The sequence below is a fragment of the Nocardioides sp. genome (assembly GCF_031397825.1).
Taxonomy (GTDB): Bacteria; Actinomycetota; Actinomycetes; order Propionibacteriales; family Nocardioidaceae; genus Nocardioides.
In genome coordinates this window covers 1-18,414 of the sequence record NZ_JANNML010000033.1, presented here as the reverse complement: position 1 = coordinate 18,414, position 18,414 = coordinate 1, and the positions used below count along the sequence as shown (strand labels likewise).

At 72.4% G+C, this 18,414-nt stretch carries 21 protein-coding genes and 1 pseudogene; 17 read left to right on the top strand and 5 right to left on the bottom strand.

What is annotated here, in order from left to right; translation table 11 throughout:
• From RMN98_RS02700 to RMN98_RS02690, 3 genes are all read right to left on the bottom strand, one after another.
• Positions 1 to 396: isochorismatase family protein (locus tag RMN98_RS02700; RefSeq protein ID WP_309647262.1), on the bottom strand; the 396-nt coding region annotated here is incomplete at its 3' end.
• A complete protein-coding gene (locus RMN98_RS02695; RefSeq protein WP_309647261.1) occupies positions 393 to 1,679 on the bottom strand; it encodes a nicotinate phosphoribosyltransferase in 1,287 nt (428 codons plus the stop codon). The genes RMN98_RS02700 and RMN98_RS02695, both read right to left, overlap by 4 nt.
• A gap of 45 nt (positions 1,680 to 1,724) precedes the next feature.
• Positions 1,725 to 2,231, bottom strand: a complete 507-nt coding sequence (locus RMN98_RS02690; RefSeq protein ID WP_309647260.1) for a hypothetical protein — start codon at positions 2,229 to 2,231, stop codon at positions 1,725 to 1,727.
• Between the two features lie 44 nt (positions 2,232 to 2,275).
• Here RMN98_RS02690 and RMN98_RS02685 point away from each other — a divergent pair, with 44 nt between their 5' ends.
• From RMN98_RS02685 to RMN98_RS02670, 4 genes are read left to right on the top strand one after another with little or no spacing between them, the layout of a single operon-like run.
• On the top strand, positions 2,276 to 3,229 hold the full coding sequence (locus tag RMN98_RS02685) for an ABC transporter ATP-binding protein (protein WP_397208652.1): 954 nt from the start codon (positions 2,276 to 2,278) through the stop codon (positions 3,227 to 3,229).
• A complete protein-coding gene (locus tag RMN98_RS02680; protein ID WP_309647263.1) occupies positions 3,226 to 4,029 on the top strand; it encodes an ABC transporter permease in 804 nt (267 codons plus the stop codon). The genes RMN98_RS02685 and RMN98_RS02680 overlap by 4 nt, the downstream gene beginning before the upstream one ends.
• A complete protein-coding gene (locus RMN98_RS02675; protein ID WP_309647259.1) occupies positions 4,026 to 4,838 on the top strand; it encodes an ABC transporter permease in 813 nt (270 codons plus the stop codon). The genes RMN98_RS02680 and RMN98_RS02675 overlap by 4 nt, the downstream gene beginning before the upstream one ends.
• A gap of 29 nt (positions 4,839 to 4,867) precedes the next feature.
• Complete coding sequence (locus RMN98_RS02670; RefSeq protein WP_309647258.1) at positions 4,868 to 5,419, top strand: DM13 domain-containing protein; 552 nt, start codon at positions 4,868 to 4,870, stop codon at positions 5,417 to 5,419.
• A gap of 29 nt (positions 5,420 to 5,448) precedes the next feature.
• On the opposite strand, the gene RMN98_RS02665 is transcribed toward RMN98_RS02670, so the two are convergent.
• The gene (locus RMN98_RS02665) at positions 5,449 to 5,970 is read right to left on the bottom strand and encodes an N-acetyltransferase family protein (RefSeq protein ID WP_309647257.1); all 522 of its coding nucleotides are present in this window, start codon (positions 5,968 to 5,970) and stop codon (positions 5,449 to 5,451) included.
• A 220-nt stretch (positions 5,971 to 6,190) separates the two neighbouring features.
• Between RMN98_RS02665 and RMN98_RS02660 the strand changes: the two genes are divergently transcribed.
• From RMN98_RS02660 to RMN98_RS02640, 5 genes are all read left to right on the top strand, one after another.
• Entirely contained in the window at positions 6,191 to 7,369 is a 1,179-nt protein-coding gene (locus RMN98_RS02660) for a class I SAM-dependent methyltransferase (protein WP_309647256.1), read from the top strand.
• Positions 7,366 to 7,557 (top strand): DUF3046 domain-containing protein, encoded by a 192-nt coding sequence (locus RMN98_RS02655; protein WP_309647255.1) that lies wholly within the window; start codon positions 7,366 to 7,368, stop codon positions 7,555 to 7,557. Before RMN98_RS02660 ends, RMN98_RS02655 begins: the two co-directional genes overlap by 4 nt.
• A gap of 116 nt (positions 7,558 to 7,673) precedes the next feature.
• The gene (locus tag RMN98_RS02650; RefSeq protein ID WP_309647254.1) at positions 7,674 to 8,873 is read left to right on the top strand and encodes an MFS transporter; all 1,200 of its coding nucleotides are present in this window, start codon (positions 7,674 to 7,676) and stop codon (positions 8,871 to 8,873) included.
• A 259-nt stretch (positions 8,874 to 9,132) separates the two neighbouring features.
• Positions 9,133 to 9,936, top strand: coding sequence for an S-methyl-5'-thioadenosine phosphorylase (locus RMN98_RS02645; RefSeq protein WP_309647253.1), 804 nt, complete (start codon positions 9,133 to 9,135; stop codon positions 9,934 to 9,936).
• Positions 9,933 to 10,976, top strand: a complete 1,044-nt coding sequence (locus tag RMN98_RS02640) for an NAD-dependent epimerase/dehydratase family protein (protein ID WP_309647252.1) — start codon at positions 9,933 to 9,935, stop codon at positions 10,974 to 10,976. Before RMN98_RS02645 ends, RMN98_RS02640 begins: the two co-directional genes overlap by 4 nt.
• Before the next feature lie 6 nt (positions 10,977 to 10,982).
• On the opposite strand, the gene RMN98_RS02635 is transcribed toward RMN98_RS02640, so the two are convergent.
• On the bottom strand, positions 10,983 to 12,353 hold the full coding sequence (locus tag RMN98_RS02635; RefSeq protein ID WP_309647251.1) for a hypothetical protein: 1,371 nt from the start codon (positions 12,351 to 12,353) through the stop codon (positions 10,983 to 10,985).
• Positions 12,354 to 12,466: 113 nt separating this feature from the next.
• Between RMN98_RS02635 and RMN98_RS02630 the strand changes: the two genes are divergently transcribed.
• The 8 genes and pseudogenes from RMN98_RS02630 to RMN98_RS02595 all read left to right on the top strand — a co-directional run.
• Positions 12,467 to 13,126 (top strand): glycosyltransferase family 2 protein, encoded by a 660-nt coding sequence (locus RMN98_RS02630; RefSeq protein WP_309647250.1) that lies wholly within the window; start codon positions 12,467 to 12,469, stop codon positions 13,124 to 13,126.
• Positions 13,123 to 13,767, top strand: coding sequence for a DUF2064 domain-containing protein (locus RMN98_RS02625; protein ID WP_309647249.1), 645 nt, complete (start codon positions 13,123 to 13,125; stop codon positions 13,765 to 13,767). Before RMN98_RS02630 ends, RMN98_RS02625 begins: the two co-directional genes overlap by 4 nt.
• Complete coding sequence (locus RMN98_RS02620) at positions 13,764 to 14,402, top strand: class I SAM-dependent methyltransferase (RefSeq protein ID WP_309647248.1); 639 nt, start codon at positions 13,764 to 13,766, stop codon at positions 14,400 to 14,402. Before RMN98_RS02625 ends, RMN98_RS02620 begins: the two co-directional genes overlap by 4 nt.
• Positions 14,399 to 15,562, top strand: coding sequence for a molybdopterin-dependent oxidoreductase (locus RMN98_RS02615; protein WP_309647247.1), 1,164 nt, complete (start codon positions 14,399 to 14,401; stop codon positions 15,560 to 15,562). Before RMN98_RS02620 ends, RMN98_RS02615 begins: the two co-directional genes overlap by 4 nt.
• Positions 15,559 to 15,987, top strand: a complete 429-nt coding sequence (locus RMN98_RS02610; protein ID WP_309647246.1) for a hypothetical protein — start codon at positions 15,559 to 15,561, stop codon at positions 15,985 to 15,987. The genes RMN98_RS02615 and RMN98_RS02610 overlap by 4 nt, the downstream gene beginning before the upstream one ends.
• A complete protein-coding gene (locus RMN98_RS02605) occupies positions 15,987 to 16,670 on the top strand; it encodes a response regulator transcription factor (RefSeq protein ID WP_309647245.1) in 684 nt (227 codons plus the stop codon). Before RMN98_RS02610 ends, RMN98_RS02605 begins: the two co-directional genes overlap by 1 nt.
• A complete protein-coding gene (locus RMN98_RS02600; RefSeq protein ID WP_309647244.1) occupies positions 16,667 to 17,812 on the top strand; it encodes a HAMP domain-containing sensor histidine kinase in 1,146 nt (381 codons plus the stop codon). The genes RMN98_RS02605 and RMN98_RS02600 overlap by 4 nt, the downstream gene beginning before the upstream one ends.
• 228 nt (positions 17,813 to 18,040) lie before the next feature.
• A pseudogene (locus RMN98_RS02595) lies at positions 18,041 to 18,414 on the top strand (ATPase domain-containing protein); the annotation flags it as partial.

Below are 18,414 nucleotides of genomic sequence, written 5' to 3'. Positions count from 1 at the left end.
GACGAGCCGTTGGCCTGCGTCGGTGACGCCCTCGAAGGCGGAGCAGGCCGCCTCGCCGCGGCCCTTGCGGACGTGGTCGGTCACGTGGTCGGTGGCGAGCTCGGGCGCGAAGTCGCTGCCCGCGTCGTCGTGGACGCAGTGAACCGGCCAGCTCTCGACGTAGTCGGGCTCGGCGCCCGGCTCGGCGAAGTGGCCACCGTTGGTGCTGCCCGCGTCGTGCCAGTCGCGCGAGGCGACCACGGCGACGTAGTCGTCGGCGTGAGCGGCGAGGTGCGCGCTGATGCGCGACGCGACGTCGCGCCCGCCGGTCACGGCCAGCGAGCCGCCCTCGACGAAGTCATTCTGCACGTCGACGACGAGCAGCGCGCGGCGACCTGGCGCGGTGGTGTCGGTCATGTGGCCTCCTGGGAGTGTGCGGTGAGGTGGGGCGGCCCGCCGCTCACGGCGAGCGCCGAGGGCGGCAGGCTGGCCAGGGAGGCGGCCGCGTGCGCGCGCACCTCTTCGAGCGTGGGCTCGTGGACGATCCGTCCCGCGCGCAGGAGCGGGACCTGCACGGCGTCGTCGCGGCCGGCGGAGTCCACGGTGAACGTCTCGGCGACGAGCCGCCCGTCGTCGTAGGTGCGGTGCGCGGTCTTGCGCCCACCCGAGGACGCCTTGTCGGCCGAATTCTTGGCGACCGGCCGCAGCGGTGCGTCGGGGGAGTCGGCGACCGCGACCAGCTTGTAGACCAGGCTCGCCGTCGGGTGGCCCGAGCCGGTGACGACCCGCGTCCCGACGCCGTAGCCGTCGATGGGGGCGTCGGCGAGCGCGGTGATGACGTACTCGTCCAGGTCGCTGGTCACGATGATCCGCGTCGAGGTGGCACCGAGCGAGTCGAGCAGGATGCGGGCCCGGTGGGACTCCTCGGCCAGGTCGCCGGAGTCGATCCGGATCGCGCCGAGGTCGCGCCCGGCGACGGCCACGGCCGTGCGGATGCCCTGCTCGATGTCGTAGGTGTCGACCAGGAGCGTGGTGCCCACACCCTGCGCCGCCACCTGGCTGCGGAAGGCCTCGGCCTCGGTCGCGTAGGCGAGGGTGAACGCGTGGGCGGCCGTCCCCACCGTGGGCACGCCGTGCCGGAGCCCGGCGGCGAGGTTGCTCGTCGACGCGAAGCCCGCGACGTACGCCGCGCGGGCGGCGCTGATCGCGGCCTCCTCGTGCGTGCGCCGGCTGCCCATCTCCACGAGCGGGCGACCCCGCGCGGCGGTGACCATGCGGGAGGCCGCGCTGGCGATGGCGGTGTCGTGGTTGAGCACGCTCAGCACCAGCGTCTCGAGCACGACGCACTCGCCGAGCGTGCCGGCGACGGTGAGCACCGGACTGTGCGGGAAGTAGAGGTCGCCCTCGCGGTAGCCGTCGATGTCACCGGTGAAGCGGAAGTCGCGCAGGTAGGCGGCCGTGACGTCGTTGACAACCCCCTCGGCCAGCAGCCAGGAGACCTCGTCGGCGTCGAAGCGGAAGCCGGCGAGCAGCGGCAGCAGTCGGCCGAGCCCGGCCAGCAGTCCGTAGCGCCGCCCATCGGGAAGCCGACGCGAGAAGGCCTCGAAGACCGCCCGGTGGTGGGCGCTCCCGTCGGTGACGAAGGAGGAGAGCATGGTGAGCTCGTAGCGATCGGTGAGCAGTCCTGGCGAGACATCCATCGCGCGCTCGTCACCTCTCGTTGTAGTCATAATGACCATAACTGGTCAGAGGGATGCGATCAAGGCGCCCAGCGGGGGAGGTACCCGATCGAGGTCCAGGGCCTCCACCAGCAGACCCGCGTAGCGCAGCTTGTGCCCGGAGTGGGAGGAGAGGAAGCGGCGCAGCTGACCCGCGACCGGACGGCCCCGGTGGGCGGCCTGCTTCTGCAGCGTGCGGAACGACGTCAGCCCGCCCTGCTCGTCGACCACCTCCAGCACCCGGTCGCTGCCCAGTGCGCGGATCAGCTCGTCCTCGAGATCCACGTCGCAGGCGAAGAACCCACGCGGGTCGCCGCCGGCGCGCTCGAGGACGCGGGCGACGTACGCCGCCTCGCCGATGTCGTAGAGCCCCAGGGTCCGTCGGCCGGAGTCGACCTGTCCCAGGTGGCGCGCCAGGTTGGTGATGCCCTGCATCGAGACCACGTCGACCCCGTCGAGGTCGCGCCCCAGCCGAGCGGCCAGGGTCAGCACGGCGCGCTGGTCGCTCGCGCCCTCGACGAGGACGAGGGTCATGGTCACGTGATCCTAAAGCGCTGGGTGGATGTCGGCGAGGCCTTATAGGGTCCCTCTCCGTGAGTGAGTCGATGATCCGGGCGGTCGGTCTGCGCAAGTCCTTCGGCGACTTCGAGGCCGTGAAGGGCATCGACGTCGACGTACGGCGGGGGGAGTCGTTCGGCTTCCTGGGCCCCAACGGTGCCGGCAAGTCCTCCACCATGCGGATGATCGCCGCGGTCTCGCCCATCAGCGGAGGCGAGCTGCGCATCCTCGGCATGGACCCCGCCGTCGATGGGCCGGCGATCCGGGCTCGGCTCGGGGTGTGTCCGCAGGAGGACACCCTCGACAACGAGCTCAACGTGCGCGACAACCTCTACATCTACGGCCGCTACTTCGGGCTGCCCAAGGGGGAGGTGAGCTCTCGCGTCGACGAGCTGCTGGAGTTCGTGCAGCTCACCGAGAAGGCGAAGGCCAAGGTCGAGGACCTCTCCGGTGGCATGAAGCGACGCCTCACCATCGCGCGCAGCCTGGTCAACCGGCCCGACCTGCTCCTGCTCGACGAGCCGACCACGGGTCTCGACCCGCAGGCCCGCCACGTGCTGTGGGACCGGTTGTTCCGGCTCAAGCAGGCCGGGGTGACCCTGGTCCTGACGACGCACTACATGGACGAGGCCGAGCAGCTCTGCGACCGGCTGGTCGTCATGGACAAGGGCCTGATCGTCGCCGAGGGCTCGCCGCTCACGCTGATCCGCGAGCACTCGACGCGCGAGGTCGCCGAGCTGCGCTTCGGGGTCGCCGAGGAGGGGGCCGGCCACGAGGCGCTGGCCGAGAAGATCGCCGACCTGGGCGAGCGGGTCGAGGTGCTGCCCGACCGGCTCCTCGTCTACAGCGACGACGGCGAGGAGGTCATCGCCAAGGTGCACGAGCGGGGTCTCCAGCCGGTCGCCGTCCTCGTGCGCCGCTCCTCGCTCGAGGACGTCTTCCTGCGCCTCACCGGCCGGACGCTGGTCGACTGAGGAGCGCCACGGCCGACCTGTCGCTGGTCGAGGGGAGGCGACGCCAGTCCGACTACTGGTGGACCGTCTACAAGCGCACCTGGAAGGGCTCGATCATCTCCTCGTTCGTGTCGCCGCTCTTCTACGTGCTGGCCATGGGCGTGCTGCTCGGCGGCTTCATCGAGGGCGACCCGGCCAAGCTCGAGGGCGCCACGTCCTACCTCGCCTTCATCGTGCCCGGCCTGGTGGCCGCCCACGCGATGCAGACCGCGGTGGGGGAGACGACCTACCCCGTCATGGGTGCCATCAAGTGGCACAAGTCCTACTTCGCCCAGCTCGCGACGCCGCTCGCGCCGGTTCACCTGGTGGCCGGTCACCTGATGTTCGTGCTGGCCCGGCTCGCGACGTCCTGCGCGGTCTTCATGGTCGTGCTGGTGCCCTTCGGGGTCTTCGAGTCCTGGTGGGGACCGTTCCTGGCCTTTACCTCGCAGCTGCTCGTCGGCATGGTGTTCGGCGCCCTCGTCTTCGGCTTCAGCGCCCGGCTGCGCTCCGAGGAGGGCTTCGGGGTCCTCTTCCGTCTGGGGGTCTTCCCGCTCTTCCTCTTCAGCGGCGCGTTCTTCCCCGTCGACAACCTGGGCACGGTCGGGTCGTTCCTGGCCAAGCTGACGCCGCTCTGGCACGGGGTCAACCTGTCGCGGATGTTCTCCATCGACGAGGTCGACTGGTCGCTGGCGGCGATCAATGTCGCGGTGCTCGTGGTGCTGCTCGTCCTCGGCTGGTTCTGGGCCGTGTCCGGGCTGACGAAGCGGCTGGTCACGTGAGCGCGCTCGCGGGCGGGTCGGCCTACTCCGACGTCACCCCGCTCAGCTCGTGGCAGGCGCTGCGGCTGCTGGTGGAGCGCAACTACATCGTCTACCGCCAGGCGTGGAAGCTCTTCCTCACCGGCTTCCTCGAGCCGGTCTTCTACCTGCTGTCGATCGGCATCGGCGTCGGCCAGCTGATCGACACCTTCGAGTTCAACGGCCAGGCGATCCCCTATGCCGAGTTCGTCGCCCCGGCGATGCTCGCGGCCTCCGCGTTCAACGGCGCGCTGCTCGACTCGACCTACAACGTCTTCTTCAAGCTCAAGTACGACAAGCTGTACGACCAGATGCTCGCCACCCCGCTCTCGACCGCCGACATCGCGCGCGGCGAGATCGCGTGGGGCCAGCTGCGCGGCGGCAGCTACTCCGCCGCGTTCCTGCTCGTCATGGCCGCGCTCGGGCTCATCCAGTCGTGGTGGGCGCTGCTGGCCCTGCCGGCCGCGCTGCTGATCGGCTTCGCCTTCAGCGCGGTCTTCATGGCCGCCACGACCTGGATGACGTCCTGGCAGGACTTCGACAAGATCACCCTGGTCCAGCTGCCGCTCTTCCTCTTCTCCGCCACGTTCTTCCCGATCACGGCCTTCGACGGGTGGCTGCGCTGGGTCGTCGAGGTCACCCCGCTCTACCGCGGGGTCGTGCTGTGCCGCGAGCTCACCACCGGGGCGGTGTCGTGGGCGTCGGCCGTCTCCGTGGTCTACCTGCTGGTGATGGGGATCGTCGGGCTGGTCATCGTCCGTAAGAGACTCGAAAGCCTGCTGCTCACCTGAGCCCCTCCGACACGGCTAGCGTGGTCGGCATGCTCAAGTGGGTCGTCGCCGCGGTCGCGGCTGTTGTGGTGGGTGCAGGTCTGTGGGCCTTTGAGCCCTGGCGGTTGTTCACCAGCAGCGAGGTCGACGAGGCGCTGCCGACCGTCGCCGCTGCGAGCCCGGTGGCGGGCGCGCCGTCGCCGTCGCCGACCGCTGACTCGTCGCCCGAGCCGCCGTCTCCCGAGCCGGAGCCGGAACCCGAGATCGTGGAGCTCGTCTCGGGTCCGTTCGAGGACGCCGAGCACGACACCACCGGACAGGCGCGCATCCTCGAGCTCTCCGACGGGAGCCGTTTCCTGCGTCTCGAGGGCCTCGCGACCTCCGACGGCCCCGACCTGCACGTGTGGCTGAGCGATGCTCCCAGCGGTGGCGCGTGGGGCTCCTACGACGACGGCCGCTACCTGCGCCTCGGGGAGCTCAAGGCCACCAACGGCAACCAGAACTACGAGATCCCGGCCGACGCCGACCTGAGCGGGTTGGACACGGCCGTCATCTGGTGCGACCGGTTCGACGTGGCCTTCGGCACCGCCCCGCTGTCCTGAGCAGGCTGGTCTGAGCGGGCCGGCGTCGGTCACGAGACCCGTCGTGCCCACAGCCCGGTGTCGATCCACCGGCCGAGCTTGAAGCCCACCTCCGGCAGCACGCCCACGCGCTCGAAGCCGCACGCCCGGTGCAGCGCCTCGCTGGCGGGGTTGGGCAGCGCGACGACGGCCAGCACGGTGTGGACGCCGTCGGAGCGGAGGCAGTCGAGCAGGTCGTCGTACAGCGCCCGGCCGAGCCCCCGCCCGAACGCACCCCGCGCCAGGTAGACCGACGTCTCCCGGGTGCGGGCATAGGCCGGGCGGGGCCGGTACGCCGAGGAGTAGGCGTAGCCGAGCACCTCGCCGTGGACCTGGGCGACGAGCAGGTGGTCACCGACCTCCGTGCTCGAGAGCCGGTCCTCCCAGTAGTCGATCGGCGGCGGCTCGGTGTGGAAGGTCGAGCTCGCCGTCTGCACCTGGTGCTCGTAGATCGCCTGGATCGTCGGCAGGTCGGCCGCCGTCGCGGGGCGGATCGCCGGGTGGGTCACCGGGTGGGCCGTGGGGTTCGCCATCGGTCCAGTCTCACCGACCACAGCACGGCGACCGTGTGCCGACAGCCGAACTTGTCGGGTGAGTCGCGCACTGGAGGGGTGTTGCAACACCCCTCCAGTGCCAAGGTCCCCGGACATCCGGGTACTCATGCGCACCCGGCAGCCCACGATGGCCGCACCACGACGCAGATCGGCAGAAACCCGGGCGACCGGTGTCGGGACCGGTTGAGAGGATGGGGGCATGTCGAGCGCGCCACCCCACCCACCCCCCACGAGCGACACCAAGGACAGGACCTGGGTCCTGGACGAGGCGTGCCCGGAGTGCGGGTTCGACGCGGCCGCGGTCGAGCGAGGCCCCCTCGCCGAGACCGTCCGCAGCAACGCGGAGGCCTTCGCGATGGCGCTGCGCGCACCCCACCCGACCCGACGCCGCCACGACGTCACCTGGTCGACCCTGGAGTACGCGTGCCACGTCCGCGACGTCCACCGCATCTTCGACGAGCGGGTCCGGCTCATGCTCGACCACGACGAGCCGCTCTTCGTCGACTGGGACCAGGACGAGACCGCGCGTGCGGAGCGCTACGACCTCCAGGACCCCGCCGAGGTGGCGCTCGCGCTGGTCGAGGCGGCCGACGCCGTCGCCACGACGTACGACGGAGTCCCCGCCGGCGCCTGGGGCCGTCGCGGTCTGCGCAGCAACGGCAGCGAGTTCACGGTCGACTCGATCGCGCGCTACCACCTCCACGACGTGGTCCACCACCTGCACGACGTCGCCGGGGCGGTGACCGTTGCCGCCTACGACGTGGCCGTCGCGGGCTACCGCGAGCAGACGCAGGATCTCATCCCCGACAACGTCCGGGAGGCGCTCGACGCGTTCGCCGCCGCCCTCCCGGAGCACGCGCGGGTGCTCGAGATCGGCAGCGGCTCGGGGCGCGACGCACGTCTGCTCGTGGAGCACGGCCTCCGCGTCCGGCGCACCGACGTCACCCCGGCCTTCGTCGAGGCGTTGCGCGCCGACGGCGTCGAGGCCGACCTGCTCGACCCGCTCACGGACGACCTGACCGATCCCGCACGACCCGGGGAGACGACGCCCTACGACGGCACGTGGGCCAACGCCTGCCTGCTCCACGTCGCGCGAGCCGACCTGCCACTCGTCCTGACGCGTCTCGCGGCCGTCACCAGGCCGGACGGTCTGCTCCGGCTCTCCCTGAAGGAGGGCGACGGTGAGGGCTGGTCGACCCACGGCAGCGTGACCACGCCCCGTCGCTTCGTCTACTGGCGCGAGCAGCCGCTGCGCCACGCGCTCGCCGGCGCGGGGTGGAGCGTCGTCGAGCTCGTCCACACCGAGGGCCTGCGCGGCGATAGCTGGCTCAACGTGGTGGCTCAGCGCAGCGAGCTCGGGCAGGAGGGCAGCTCATGAGGCACACCGAGTTCTGGTCGCGACTGGAGGCGGCGCTGGGGACGGGCTACTACCGCTCCTGGGCCAACCAGTACGTCATCGGTGACCTCGGCCGCACCGCCGCCGAGGCGCTCGACGCCGGCATCCCGCCCAAGCAGGTGTGGGCCTCGGTGTGGCGTGCGCTCGAGCTGCCCGAGACCTTCCAGTGACGCCCCCGCCCGGGACGACCCCGCCCGGGACGACCCCGCCCGACACCACGCCGACCACCCCGACCCCCACGACCCACGAACTCGCCCGCATCCAGGCACGCACCGTTCGCACACTGGTGCTCGCGCAGGCCGTCGGGGCGATCGGCATCACGATCGGGATCGCCACCGCGTCCCTGCTGGCACGCGACCTGTCCGGCTCCGAGAGCCTCGCAGGGCTGGCCGGCACCTTCCAGGTGCTCGGCGCGGCCATCGCCTCCTACCTGCTCGCCCGCGTGATGTCGACCAGGGGCCGCCGGGTCGGCATCACGACCGGCTTCCTGCTGGGCGCCACCGGTGCCCTGCTCGCCGTCGTCGCCGGTGTGGTCGGCTCGATGGTGCTGCTGCTCCTCGGGGCGATCCTGATCGGCGCGACGACGGCTGCCAACAACGCCTCGCGCTACGCCGCCACCGACCTCGCGCTCCCCGAGCGCCGGGGCCGGGCTCTGTCGACGGTCGTGTGGGCGACCACCATCGGCGCGGTCGCGGGCCCCAACCTCACGGGCCCGGCCGCGTCCTTCGCCGACCTGGTGGGCATCCCGGACCTCACCGGGCCGTTCGCGCTCGGCGCCATCGGGATGCTGCTCGCGGCCCTGGTCGTAGGGACGCAGCTCCGGCCCGACCCGCTGCTGCTGGCGCGCGAGGTGGCCGACCTGCCCCCGACCGAGCCCTCCGGCACGTCGTGGGGTCGCGCCCGCCAGGCCGTGCGTGAGCGCCCCGTGCTCGGCCTGGCGATCGCCGGCCTCGCGGGCGCTCACGCCGCGATGGTCGGGGTCATGACGATGACCCCGATCCACATGGAGCACGGCGGCGCCGAGCTGCGGATCATCGGGGTCGTCATCAGCATCCACGTCCTCGGCATGTTCGCCTTCTCGCCGTTGGTCGGTCTGCTCTCCGACCGCATCGGTCGGCCGCCGGTCCTCGGCGCCGGGGGAGTGGTCCTGCTCGTGTCGCTGGTCCTGTGCGCCGCCGCGCCGGAGGGCACGTCCTGGCAGATCTTCAGTGGGCTCTTCCTGCTGGGACTCGGCTGGTCGCTCGCCACCGTCGCCGCCTCGACGATGGTCGCCGACCACGCGCCCCTCGAGGCCCGCACCGACGTCCAGGGCATGGCCGACCTCGTCATGGGGGTCACCGCAGCCTCGGCCGGAGGGCTGGCCGGGCTCGTCGTGGGCCTCGCCGGCTACCCCGTCCTCGCGCTGCTCACCACCGCCCTCGCCCTCGGCGTCGTCCTGGCCGCCACCCGCGCCGCCACGCTCCACCGCCGAGCCGGCGCGATGTGACACCTGCTGCACCGTCGCGCTGACGAGGCCTGGCCACCGCGTCCCCGCCGAGCTGCAGTCGTGTGCCGCAGACAGCGCTCCAGGCCGGCCAGCGGCACACGACCTGATCAGCGCGTGCACCCCGTCCGACCACCCGGCGGGTCGTGGGTCTCAGACCGCGCCGGGGCGCGGTCTCCGGCACACGACCCGGCGACGCCCCCGACCAGCCCTGCAACATCGCGCCGACTCGGCCTCGACACGGTGTCCCTATGCTGGCCCGATGCCTGCTGTCGCTGAGGTCGCCGTCATCGGCGGGACCGGTTTCTACGCCTTCATCGAGGATTCCACCGAGCACGTCGTCGAGACGCCCTACGGCGCCCCGAGCGCGCCGATCGCCGTCGGCACGGTCGCGGGCCGACAGGTTGCCTTCCTGCCGCGGCACGGCAAGCACCACGACTTCCCGCCCCACCTGATCAACTACCGCGCCAACCTCTGGGCGCTGCGCTCGCTCGGGGTGCGTCAGGTGCTGGCGCCCTGCGCCGTCGGCGGTCTGCGCGACACCGTCGCCCCCGGCGACGTGATGGTCCCCGACCAGCTGGTCGACCGCACGCTGACCCGCGCCGGCAGCTTCGTCGAGTCCGGCGCGGTCCACCTGCCCTTCGCCGACCCCTACTGCGCCGGCGTCTCCGCAGCCGTGACCGACGCGGACCCGGCGATCAAGGCCGGCGGCACCATGGTCGTCATCGAGGGTCCGCGCTTCTCCACGCGCGCCGAGTCGCAGCACTACGCCGCCCAGGGCTGGGACCTGATCAACATGACCGGTGCCCCCGAGGCGGCGCTCGCCCGGGAGATGCAGCTCTGCTACGCCGCGATCGCGCTGGTCACCGACATGGACGCCGGCGCCGAGACGGGGGAGGGCGTCGGTCAGGAGGCCGTCTTCGCCCTCTTCAAGGCCAACCTCGAGCGGCTCACCGGCCTGCTGACGAGCGCCATCGACACCCTGCCCGACCCGTCCGGCTGCAGCTGCGCCACCTGGGCCGACGGCATCGACCTCACCTACGACGTCCCGGGGGTCAAGCAGTGAGGGTCCTCGTCACCGGCTCGGCCGGCTTCATCGGTGGCGCGATCGCCCAACAGCTCGAGGACGCCGGCGACGAGGTCGTGCGGGTCGACCTGATGCTCGAGCAGGCCCACGGCAGCGCCCACGCGCCCCAGGGCACGCACCAGCTCGACGTGCGTGAGGCCGGGGCGTGGAAGGGGGTCCTCGACGGCGTCGACGCCGTGTGCCACCAGGCCGCGCTCGTCGGCGCCGGTGTGAAGGTGGCCGACCTGCCGGCGTACGCCTCCCACAACGACCTCGGCAACGCCGCCCTCCTCGCCGCGATGCACGAGGCGGGTGTCGGTCGTCTGGTCGTGGCGTCCTCGATGGTGGTCTACGGCGAGGGCCGCTACGCCTGCTCCGAGCACGGCGCGCAGGTCCCGCCGCCGCGCCGCCTCGAGGCGCTCGACGGCGGCGACTTCGACAACCACTGCCCGACCTGCGACCGCGCGCTCGGCTGGCAGACCGTCGATGAGGACGCCCGCCTCGACCCCCGCAGCACCTACGCCGCCAGCAAGCTCGCCCAGGAGCACTACACCTCCGCGTGGGTCCGGCAGGCCGGCGCGTCGGCCGTCGCGCTGAGGTATCACAACGTCTACGGCCCGGGCATGCCGCGCGACACCCCCTACAGCGGCGTCGCCGCGATGTTCCGCTCCTCGCTGGAGCGGGGCGAGGCGCCCCGGGTCTTCGAGGACGGCGGTCAGATGCGCGACTTCGTCCACGTCGCCGACGTCGCTCGCGCCAACCTGCTCGCGCTGCGTGCCGTCGTCGACGAGCCCGACGGCAGCTACGCGGCCTACAACGTCTGCAGCGGCAGCCCGATCTCGATCCGGGAGGTCGCCGAGCTGGTGGCCACGGGCACCGGCCGCGACATCGCCCCCGAGGTCACCGGCGGCTACCGCCTCGGCGACGTGCGGCACATCGTCGCCTCGCCGGAGCTGGCCCGCACCGAGCTCGGCTTCAGCGCCGAGGTGACCCCGGCCGAGGGACTCCAGGAGTTCGCGACCGCGCCCCTGCGCGCCTGAGGTCGCTCACCAGGACGTGTAGAGCAGGTGCTGCAGCAGCAGCGCCGCGACCAGCTGGAGCGCCAGCCCCCAGCGCCGCCAGCCGGCCGGCAGCAGCACCAGCGACAACGTCATCCACGGGATGAAGGGCAGCCAGATCCGCTCCACCTCCGACTTGCTCATCTGGGAGACGTCGGCGAGCAGGATCGTGAGGAAGCCCGCGCCCGCCAGGAGCAGGATCGTGCGGTCCGTGCGCCGCCACGACGCCAGGAGCACCGCCAGCCCGGCTCCCAGCAGCGGACCGGCCGAGAAGGCGAGGGCGGCGAGGTTGCCGCACATCCAGTACGACGCCGGGCGGTCGCTCGCGATGCCGTCCCAGTAGCGGTCGGTGAGCACGGGATAGGCCTCCCACCACGCGAAGCCCCCGACGGCGAACGCCAGCACCACGGCGAGCGCGCTCACCGCGGCGATCGGCAAGGGCCACCACGACCGGGCGACCAGCAGCACCGCTAGCGCCAGCACCCCGAGCAGCGGCAGGCCGTAGGACAGCATCACGCAGTAGCCCAGCAGCAGCCCGGCGACCACCGACCACGCGACCATCCGTCCGCGCGACGCCGACGCCGACGTCGCGGCCAGCGCCAGGGCGGCCAGCCCCCAGGCGGCGACGGCGGCGAAGAGCGCGTCGGCGGAGACCGCCATGAAGACCGCGGCGGGGGTCAGCGCCAGGAACGGCGCGGCCGTGCGGGCGTGCGCCTCGGCTCCGAGGACGCGCAGGGTCACCATCACCGCGACCGCCGTGGACGCGGCGATCGCGGTCACGACGAGACCGGCTGCGAGGTCGCCGCCGAGCCCGACCCGGACCAGACCGACGAAGAAGAGCAGCGCACCGGGCGGGTGACCGGCCACGTGGGTCACCCAGTTGTCGGGAGAGTCCATCGGGATGCGCTCGACGTACTCACCGAGCATCAGCCCGACGTCGGTCGTCGCCCGCGCGGTCTCGAGGTACTCGTAGGGATTGCCGAGCACCCGCGAGATCCCGTCCTCGCCGTCGACCAGCGCGAGGGCGAGGAGCCACCCCAGCCCTACGGCGTACGACGCGAGCAGCAGCCGGCGCCATGGCAGCCGCAGGGCGAGGTCGGGGCCGAAACGCCAGCCCAGGAAGGCGATCAGCAGGGCCGGGACCGTGCCGGGGCCGAGGAGCTGCGGCATCCAGAAGCCGTGCAGGGGCGGGAGGTCCAGGTCGTCGCGTCGGGCGGCGACGTCCCAGTCACCGAGCAGCGGCACCAGCACCGCCGCGGCCATCAGCAGGAGGCTGACGGTGAGACCGATCCAGGCCGCGCGCGACCGTGACGGCGCCGATCGTGTCGGCACGGTCGACGTGGGGGAGGTGGTCGACATGGGGCAGAGCCTACGGATGCCACCCGGCCGACGCCCCCCGGTGCGACCTGGCGTCACAGCTTCGTAAGCCCTGGTGGCCCCGGTCGTCAGGCCCGCCCCCCTAACGTTGGGGAGTGCCCACCTGCGACCTCATCCTGCCCTGCCGTGACGAGGCGCTGGCCCTCGTCGGGCTGCTCCCGCAGGTGCCGCAGGACTTCGCCGTCATCGTCGTCGACAACGGCTCGAGCGACGACACCGCTGCCGTGGCCCAGCGCCTCGGGGCGACCGTGGTCCGCGAGGACCGTCCCGGTTACGGATCCGCGGTCCACGCCGGGGTGCTGGCCGCGACGCACGACTACGTCGCGTTCATGGACGGCGACGGCTCCTTCGACCCCGCCGAGCTCCTGCCCATGCTCGCCGACGTCACCGGGGGGCGCGCCGACATCGCTGTGGGTCGTCGTCGTCCGGTCTCGCGGAAGGTCTGGCCCTGGCACGCGCGCGCCGGCAACGCGGTCATCGCGGCCTGGCTGCGACGCCGGATCGGCATGGACGCCCACGACATCGCCCCCATGAGGGTCTGCGGCCGCCAGGCGCTGCTGGACCTGGGTGTGGAGGACCGTCGTTTCGGGTACCCGGTCGAGCTGTTGCAGAAGGCGACCCGCGCCGGTTGGCGGTTCGTCGAGCGTGACGTGACCTACCACCCCCGGGCGGAGGGCACGCGGTCGAAGGTCTCCGGATCCCTCGTCGGCACCGTCCGTGCGGCCCGGGACTTCTGGAAGGTGCTCGACCGATGAAGGTGCTCGTCCTCGCCAAGGCCCCCGTCGCGGGTCTCGTCAAGACCCGGCTCGGGGCCGACGTCGGTCTCGGACGCGCTGCCGACCTGGCTGCCGCTGCCCTGCTCGACACGATCGCCGCGAGCTCCGCGGCGACCGAGCACTGCCACCTCGCGCTCGACGGCGATCTTGCGGACGCTGTCCGCTCCGACGAGCTGCGTGCTGCCCTCACCGGGTGGACCATCACCCCGCAACGCGGCGACGGCTTCGCCGAGCGACTGGTCAACGCCCACCACGACGCCGGCCCCGGGGTGGTCGTGCAGATCGGCATGGACACGCCCCACGCGACCGCCGACGACCTGCGCGACGCCGCCGAAGCCCTCGGTGACGACGACGCGGTCCTCGGCCCGGCGCTCGACGGCGGCTGGTGGGTGCTCGTCCGCCGCACCCCCGAGGCCGCGGCTCCGCTCGCCGGTGTGGAGATGTCCACCCCGACGACGTACGACGACACGCTGGCCGCGCTGCGCGCCTCCGGGCTGAGGGTGGGCACCACCGCTGCGCTCCAGGACGTCGACACCGTCGCCGATGCCGACGCGGTGGCGGACCTGGCCCCCGACACCCGCTTCGCCCGCGCCTGGGTCTCGGCCGGGGTGACCTCATGACGCAGCTGGAGTCCTTCTCGACCGTCTTCGCGCAGGCCCTGCGCGGCGCCCCGTGCCACGTGGTCGGGCTGCACGCGACGCCGGCCCGACTGCCGGTCGGCGACTGGGTCCGCGGCGCCGACGCCGCCGACCACGCCCTCCTCGCGCTCTGCGACGGCGCCACCATCGACATCGGCTGCGGTCCCGGCCGGCTGGCCGCCGCGCTCGCCGACCTCGGCCACGTCGTGCTCGGCATCGACGTCGTCCAGGAGGCCGTCGAGCAGACCCTCGCGAGGGGCGTCTCGGCGCTGCAGCGCGACGTCTACGACGCCATCCCTGGCGAGGGACGGTGGCGCACCGCGCTGCTGGCCGACGGCAACGTCGGGATCGGCGGTGACCCGCTCAAGCTCATCAGCCGCGCCCGTCAGCTCCTCGACCCCCGCGGTCGCATCGTGGTCGAGCTCGCCGCCCCAGGGGTGCCGACCACGACCAGCTGGGCCTCGCTCGAGTGCGGCGACGCCCGGAGCCGCCCCTTCCGGTGGTCGGTGGTCGGCGTCGACGGCATCCATGCCCTGGCCGCCGAGGCCGGGATGTCCGTCCATGCTCTCGGGAGCCGAGCCGACCGCTGGTTCGGCGTACTCCAGGAGGCCCTGTGACCACCGCCCTCAAGCCGCCCACCCCCGAGAGCTTCACATCGCGGCTGCACAGCCCGGCCGTGGCCGCACGAGTCGGGGTCTGGCTCGGCGTGTGCTTCGGCCTGGCTTTCCTCACCGGGCTGATCAGTCACTACGCGCAGAACGTCTCGCAGCCGATTCCGTTCCCGACCTCGCCGTCGTGGGGCTACCGCCTCACGCAGGGCCTGCACGTCATCACCGGCACCGCCGCGATCCCGCTGCTGCTGGTCAAGCTCTGGACGGTCTACCCCAAGTTCTTCGAGCGGCCGCCCCGCAACGTGCGCCGCGTCGTCGTCGAGGTCCTCGAACGCATCAACACCGGGCTCCTGGTCTCGGCCGGCATCTTCCTGCTCGTCAGCGGCACCCTCAACGTCGCCCAGTGGTATCCCTGGGAGTTCTCCTACCGCCGCACGCACTACGCCGTCGCTTGGGTCGCGATCGGGGCACTGGTCGTGCACATCGCGGTCAAGCTGCCGATCATCCGCGACGCGCTGCGCGGCCACCTCGACGACAGCACGCACGACAACCCCTCCGCCACGCGTGACAGCGGGGTCTCGCGTCGTGGTCTCCTCACGACCACGTGGGTGGCCGGGGGACTGGCCGTCCTCACGACGGCCGGCAGCACCGTCCCCGCGCTCCGGGACCTGTCGATCTTCGGCGTGCGCTCCGGCGGCGGCCCCGGTGGCATCCCGATCAACAAGTCGGCTGCCTCCGCGGACGTCACGGCGACCGCGACCAGCTCGTCGTACTCCTTGAGCGTGGTGCACGGCGACAACGCCGTCACCCTCACCCGCGACGACCTGCTGGCCATGACCCAGCGGACCGAGACCCTGCCGATCGCCTGTGTCGAGGGGTGGAGCGCCAACGGCACCTGGACGGGGGTCCGCCTGCGCGACCTGCTCGACCTCGTCGGCGCCCCGCGTGACCGTGACGTCGCCATCGGCTCGCTCCAGCAGGAGGGTGCCTTCCGCGACTCGCTGCTCCAGGGCAACTTCGCCGACGACGACCGCACCCTGCTCGCGCTCCAGCTCGACGGCGAGCCGCTGTCCATCGACCACGGCTACCCCTGCCGCCTCATCGCGCCCAACCGTCCCGGCGTGCTCCAGACCAAGTGGGTCTCCACGATCGAGGTGCCCGCGTGACCCGCGTGCTGCTGGTCGTCGTCGGCGTGCTCGTCGGTGCGTACGGCGCCTGGCTGCTGCTCAGCCGGCAGGACACCGACGGCAACGTGGCGACCCTGGTCTGGCTCGGGGCCGGGGTGCTGCTCCACGACTTCCTGCTCGTGCCGGTCGTGCTCGTGGTGATGGGCCTCGGCTCGCGCCTCCTGCCGAGCGCGTGGCGCGCGCCGGTCGCGCTCGGGGTCGTCGTGCTCGGCAGCCTCACGCTCATGGCGGTCCCGGTCCTGGGCCGGTTCGGCGCCCGCCCGGACAACCCGACGCTGGTCGACCGCCCCTACGTCGCCGGCTGGCTGGTGCTCGCCGCGCTGGTCGCGGTGGTGGTCGTGGCGGCATCCCTCCTACGCTCACGGCGGGCCGTCCCGACCGGTCCGGGACCCGAGGAGCAGTGATGGCGCAGGTGCTGGTGGTCGACGACGACGAGACCGTGCGTGAGGTCGTCGTGTCCTACCTGCGCGCCGCCGCCCACGACGTCCGCGAGGCCGCTGACGGCGAGACTGCGCTGGCCGCGATGCGCGAGCAGGCCGCTGACCTCGTCGTGCTCGACCTGATGATGCCGGGCATGGACGGGATCGAGGTCTGCCGCCGGCTGCGTCTCTCCAGCGCCGTGCCGGTCATCATGCTCACCGCGCTCGGCAGCGAGCAGGACCGTGTGGTCGGTCTCGAGCACGGCGCCGACGACTACGTGACCAAGCCCTTCAGCCCCCGCGAGCTGGTGCTGCGCGTCGACTCGGTGCTCCGCCGCACGGGCGGGGGAGCGGCCGAGCTGCCCGCCGTCGTCAGCGACGGTGACCTCGTCGTCGACCACACCCGCCGCGAGGCCACCCGCGACGGCGTACCCCTGTCGTTGACCGGGCGCGAGCTGGACCTGCTGCGTTTCCTGGTCGCCCACCCCGGCACGGCGTTCTCCCGCGACGACCTTCTCCAGAAGGTGTGGGGCTGGTCGATCGGGGACCAGTCGACCGTCACCGTCCACGTCCGTCGCCTGCGCGAGAAGGTCGAGGCGGACCCGACGCACCCCACGCGGCTCGTGACCGTCTGGGGCGTCGGCTACCGCTGGGAGGCCGCCTCGTGAACGACCAGGCCCAGATCGTCCTCACGGCTGCCACCTGGGCGGTCGCCGTCGGTGTGCTCGGCCTCGCCATCGGGTGGCTGCTGCGGCACCGCTCGCTGCGGCTCCAGTTCGCGCTGGTGGCCGTCACCGCCGTGCTGGCCGTCCTCGCCGGTGTGCTGGCCGTCGCCCGCAAGATGTTCATCTCCGACCACGACTTCGAGGTCATCACGATCGTCACCGCCACGGCCGGCGTCGTGTCGCTGCTGGTGGCGATGGCGCTGAGCATGGCGATCGTGACCTGGTCGCACGGCTTCCGCGAGGACGTACGCCGCGTGGGCACCCGGGTGCCCACCTCCGACAGGCCCGACCCCAGGCGCCGCGGGCCGCGGGAGCTCCAGGACCTCTCGGACGAGCTCGCCTCCGCGACCCGGCGGCTGGCGGAGTCCCGTGCCCGCGAGACGCGGCTGGAGGAGGCGCGCCGCGAGCTGGTGTCCTGGGTCTCCCACGACCTGCGCACGCCGCTGGCCGGGATGCGCGCCATGACCGAGGCGCTCGAGGATGGGATGGCCCCGGACCCGGAGCGCTACCACCGTCAGATCCGCGCCGAGGTCGACCGGATGGTGCGCATGGTCGACGACCTCTTCGAGCTCTCCCGCATCCACGCCGGCGTGCTGCCGCTCACGCCCGAGCGGGTGTGGGTGGGTGACCTGATCAGCGAGGCGATCGCGGGCGCCGATCCGGTCGCGCGCGCCCGCGGGGTCCGCCTCGAGGGCAGCGTCGAGGACGGTCTCGAGATCACCGCCGACCCCGGTGGTCTCTCCCGGGTCCTGGCCAACCTGATCATGAACGGCATCCGGCACACGCCCTCGGACGGCCTCGTCGAGATCTGCGCGCGCGCCGTCGAGGACGGGGTCGAGCTCAGCGTCACCGACGGCTGCGGCGGCATCGCCGAGGACGACCGGGCCCGGGTCTTCGACGTCGCCTGGCAGGGCGGTGCGGCGCGCACGCCTGACCTGAGCGACGTGCACACCTCCCGGGCCGGCCTCGGGCTGGCGATCGTCAAGGGCATCGTCGAGGCTCACCGCGGCAACGTCTCGGTCGAGAACGTCGCAGACCCGGCGCCCGGCTCGGGCTGTCGCTTCCTCGTGGTGCTGCCGGCCTGAGCCCGACTCCCGGACCTCCTCGCCGACACGCCGCCCCAGGTCCTGGGTCGAACAGGTGTTCGGGGTAGATTCTGCCGTGCAAGCAGGCGCAGGTCACCACCGACCGGGGCGTTCTCCACAGGTCAGCAGCCAGGGCCGGAGCACTGTCGGTGGTCGGGTCTAGCGTCCTTCCCAGACGACACGGACCCACACCCCACGCACGCCACAGACACGAAGGACGGACACATCATGGCTGGAGATCCCCGCGACAAGGCCCTCGACGCCGCGCTGCTCAACATCGAGAAGCAGTTCGGCAAGGGCTCGGTCATGCGCCTGGGCGACGAGACCCGCGCCCCCCTCGAGGTCATCCCGACCGGCTCCATCTCCCTCGACATCGCGCTCGGCCTCGGTGGCCTCCCGCGCGGTCGCGTGGTCGAGATCTACGGTCCGGAGTCCTCCGGCAAGACGACCGTCGCCCTGCACGCCGTGGCCAACGCCCAGCGCGCCGGCGGCATCGTGGCGTTCATCGACGCCGAGCACGCGCTCGACCCCGACTACGCCAAGGCGCTCGGTGTCGACACCGACGCCCTGCTGGTCTCGCAGCCCGACTCCGGTGAGCAGGC

Bases quoted from the DNA above. Each gene is read 5' to 3' on its own strand.
- RMN98_RS02695 (WP_309647261.1), bottom strand. From the start codon at position 1,679: ATGGATGTCTCGCCAGGACTGCTCACCGATCGCTACGAGCTCACCATG.
- RMN98_RS02690 (WP_309647260.1), bottom strand. From the start codon at position 2,231: ATGACCCTCGTCCTCGTCGAGGGCGCGAGCGACCAGCGCGCCGTGCTG.
- RMN98_RS02670 (WP_309647258.1), top strand. From the start codon at position 4,868: ATGCTCAAGTGGGTCGTCGCCGCGGTCGCGGCTGTTGTGGTGGGTGCA.
- RMN98_RS02665 (WP_309647257.1), bottom strand. From the start codon at position 5,970: ATGGCGAACCCCACGGCCCACCCGGTGACCCACCCGGCGATCCGCCCC.
- RMN98_RS02660 (WP_309647256.1), top strand. From the start codon at position 6,191: ATGTCGAGCGCGCCACCCCACCCACCCCCCACGAGCGACACCAAGGAC.
- RMN98_RS02655 (WP_309647255.1), top strand. From the start codon at position 7,366: ATGAGGCACACCGAGTTCTGGTCGCGACTGGAGGCGGCGCTGGGGACG.
- RMN98_RS02645 (WP_309647253.1), top strand. From the start codon at position 9,133: ATGCCTGCTGTCGCTGAGGTCGCCGTCATCGGCGGGACCGGTTTCTAC.
- RMN98_RS02635 (WP_309647251.1), bottom strand. From the start codon at position 12,353: ATGTCGACCACCTCCCCCACGTCGACCGTGCCGACACGATCGGCGCCG.
- RMN98_RS02625 (WP_309647249.1), top strand. From the start codon at position 13,123: ATGAAGGTGCTCGTCCTCGCCAAGGCCCCCGTCGCGGGTCTCGTCAAG.
- RMN98_RS02620 (WP_309647248.1), top strand. From the start codon at position 13,764: ATGACGCAGCTGGAGTCCTTCTCGACCGTCTTCGCGCAGGCCCTGCGC.
- RMN98_RS02605 (WP_309647245.1), top strand. From the start codon at position 15,987: ATGGCGCAGGTGCTGGTGGTCGACGACGACGAGACCGTGCGTGAGGTC.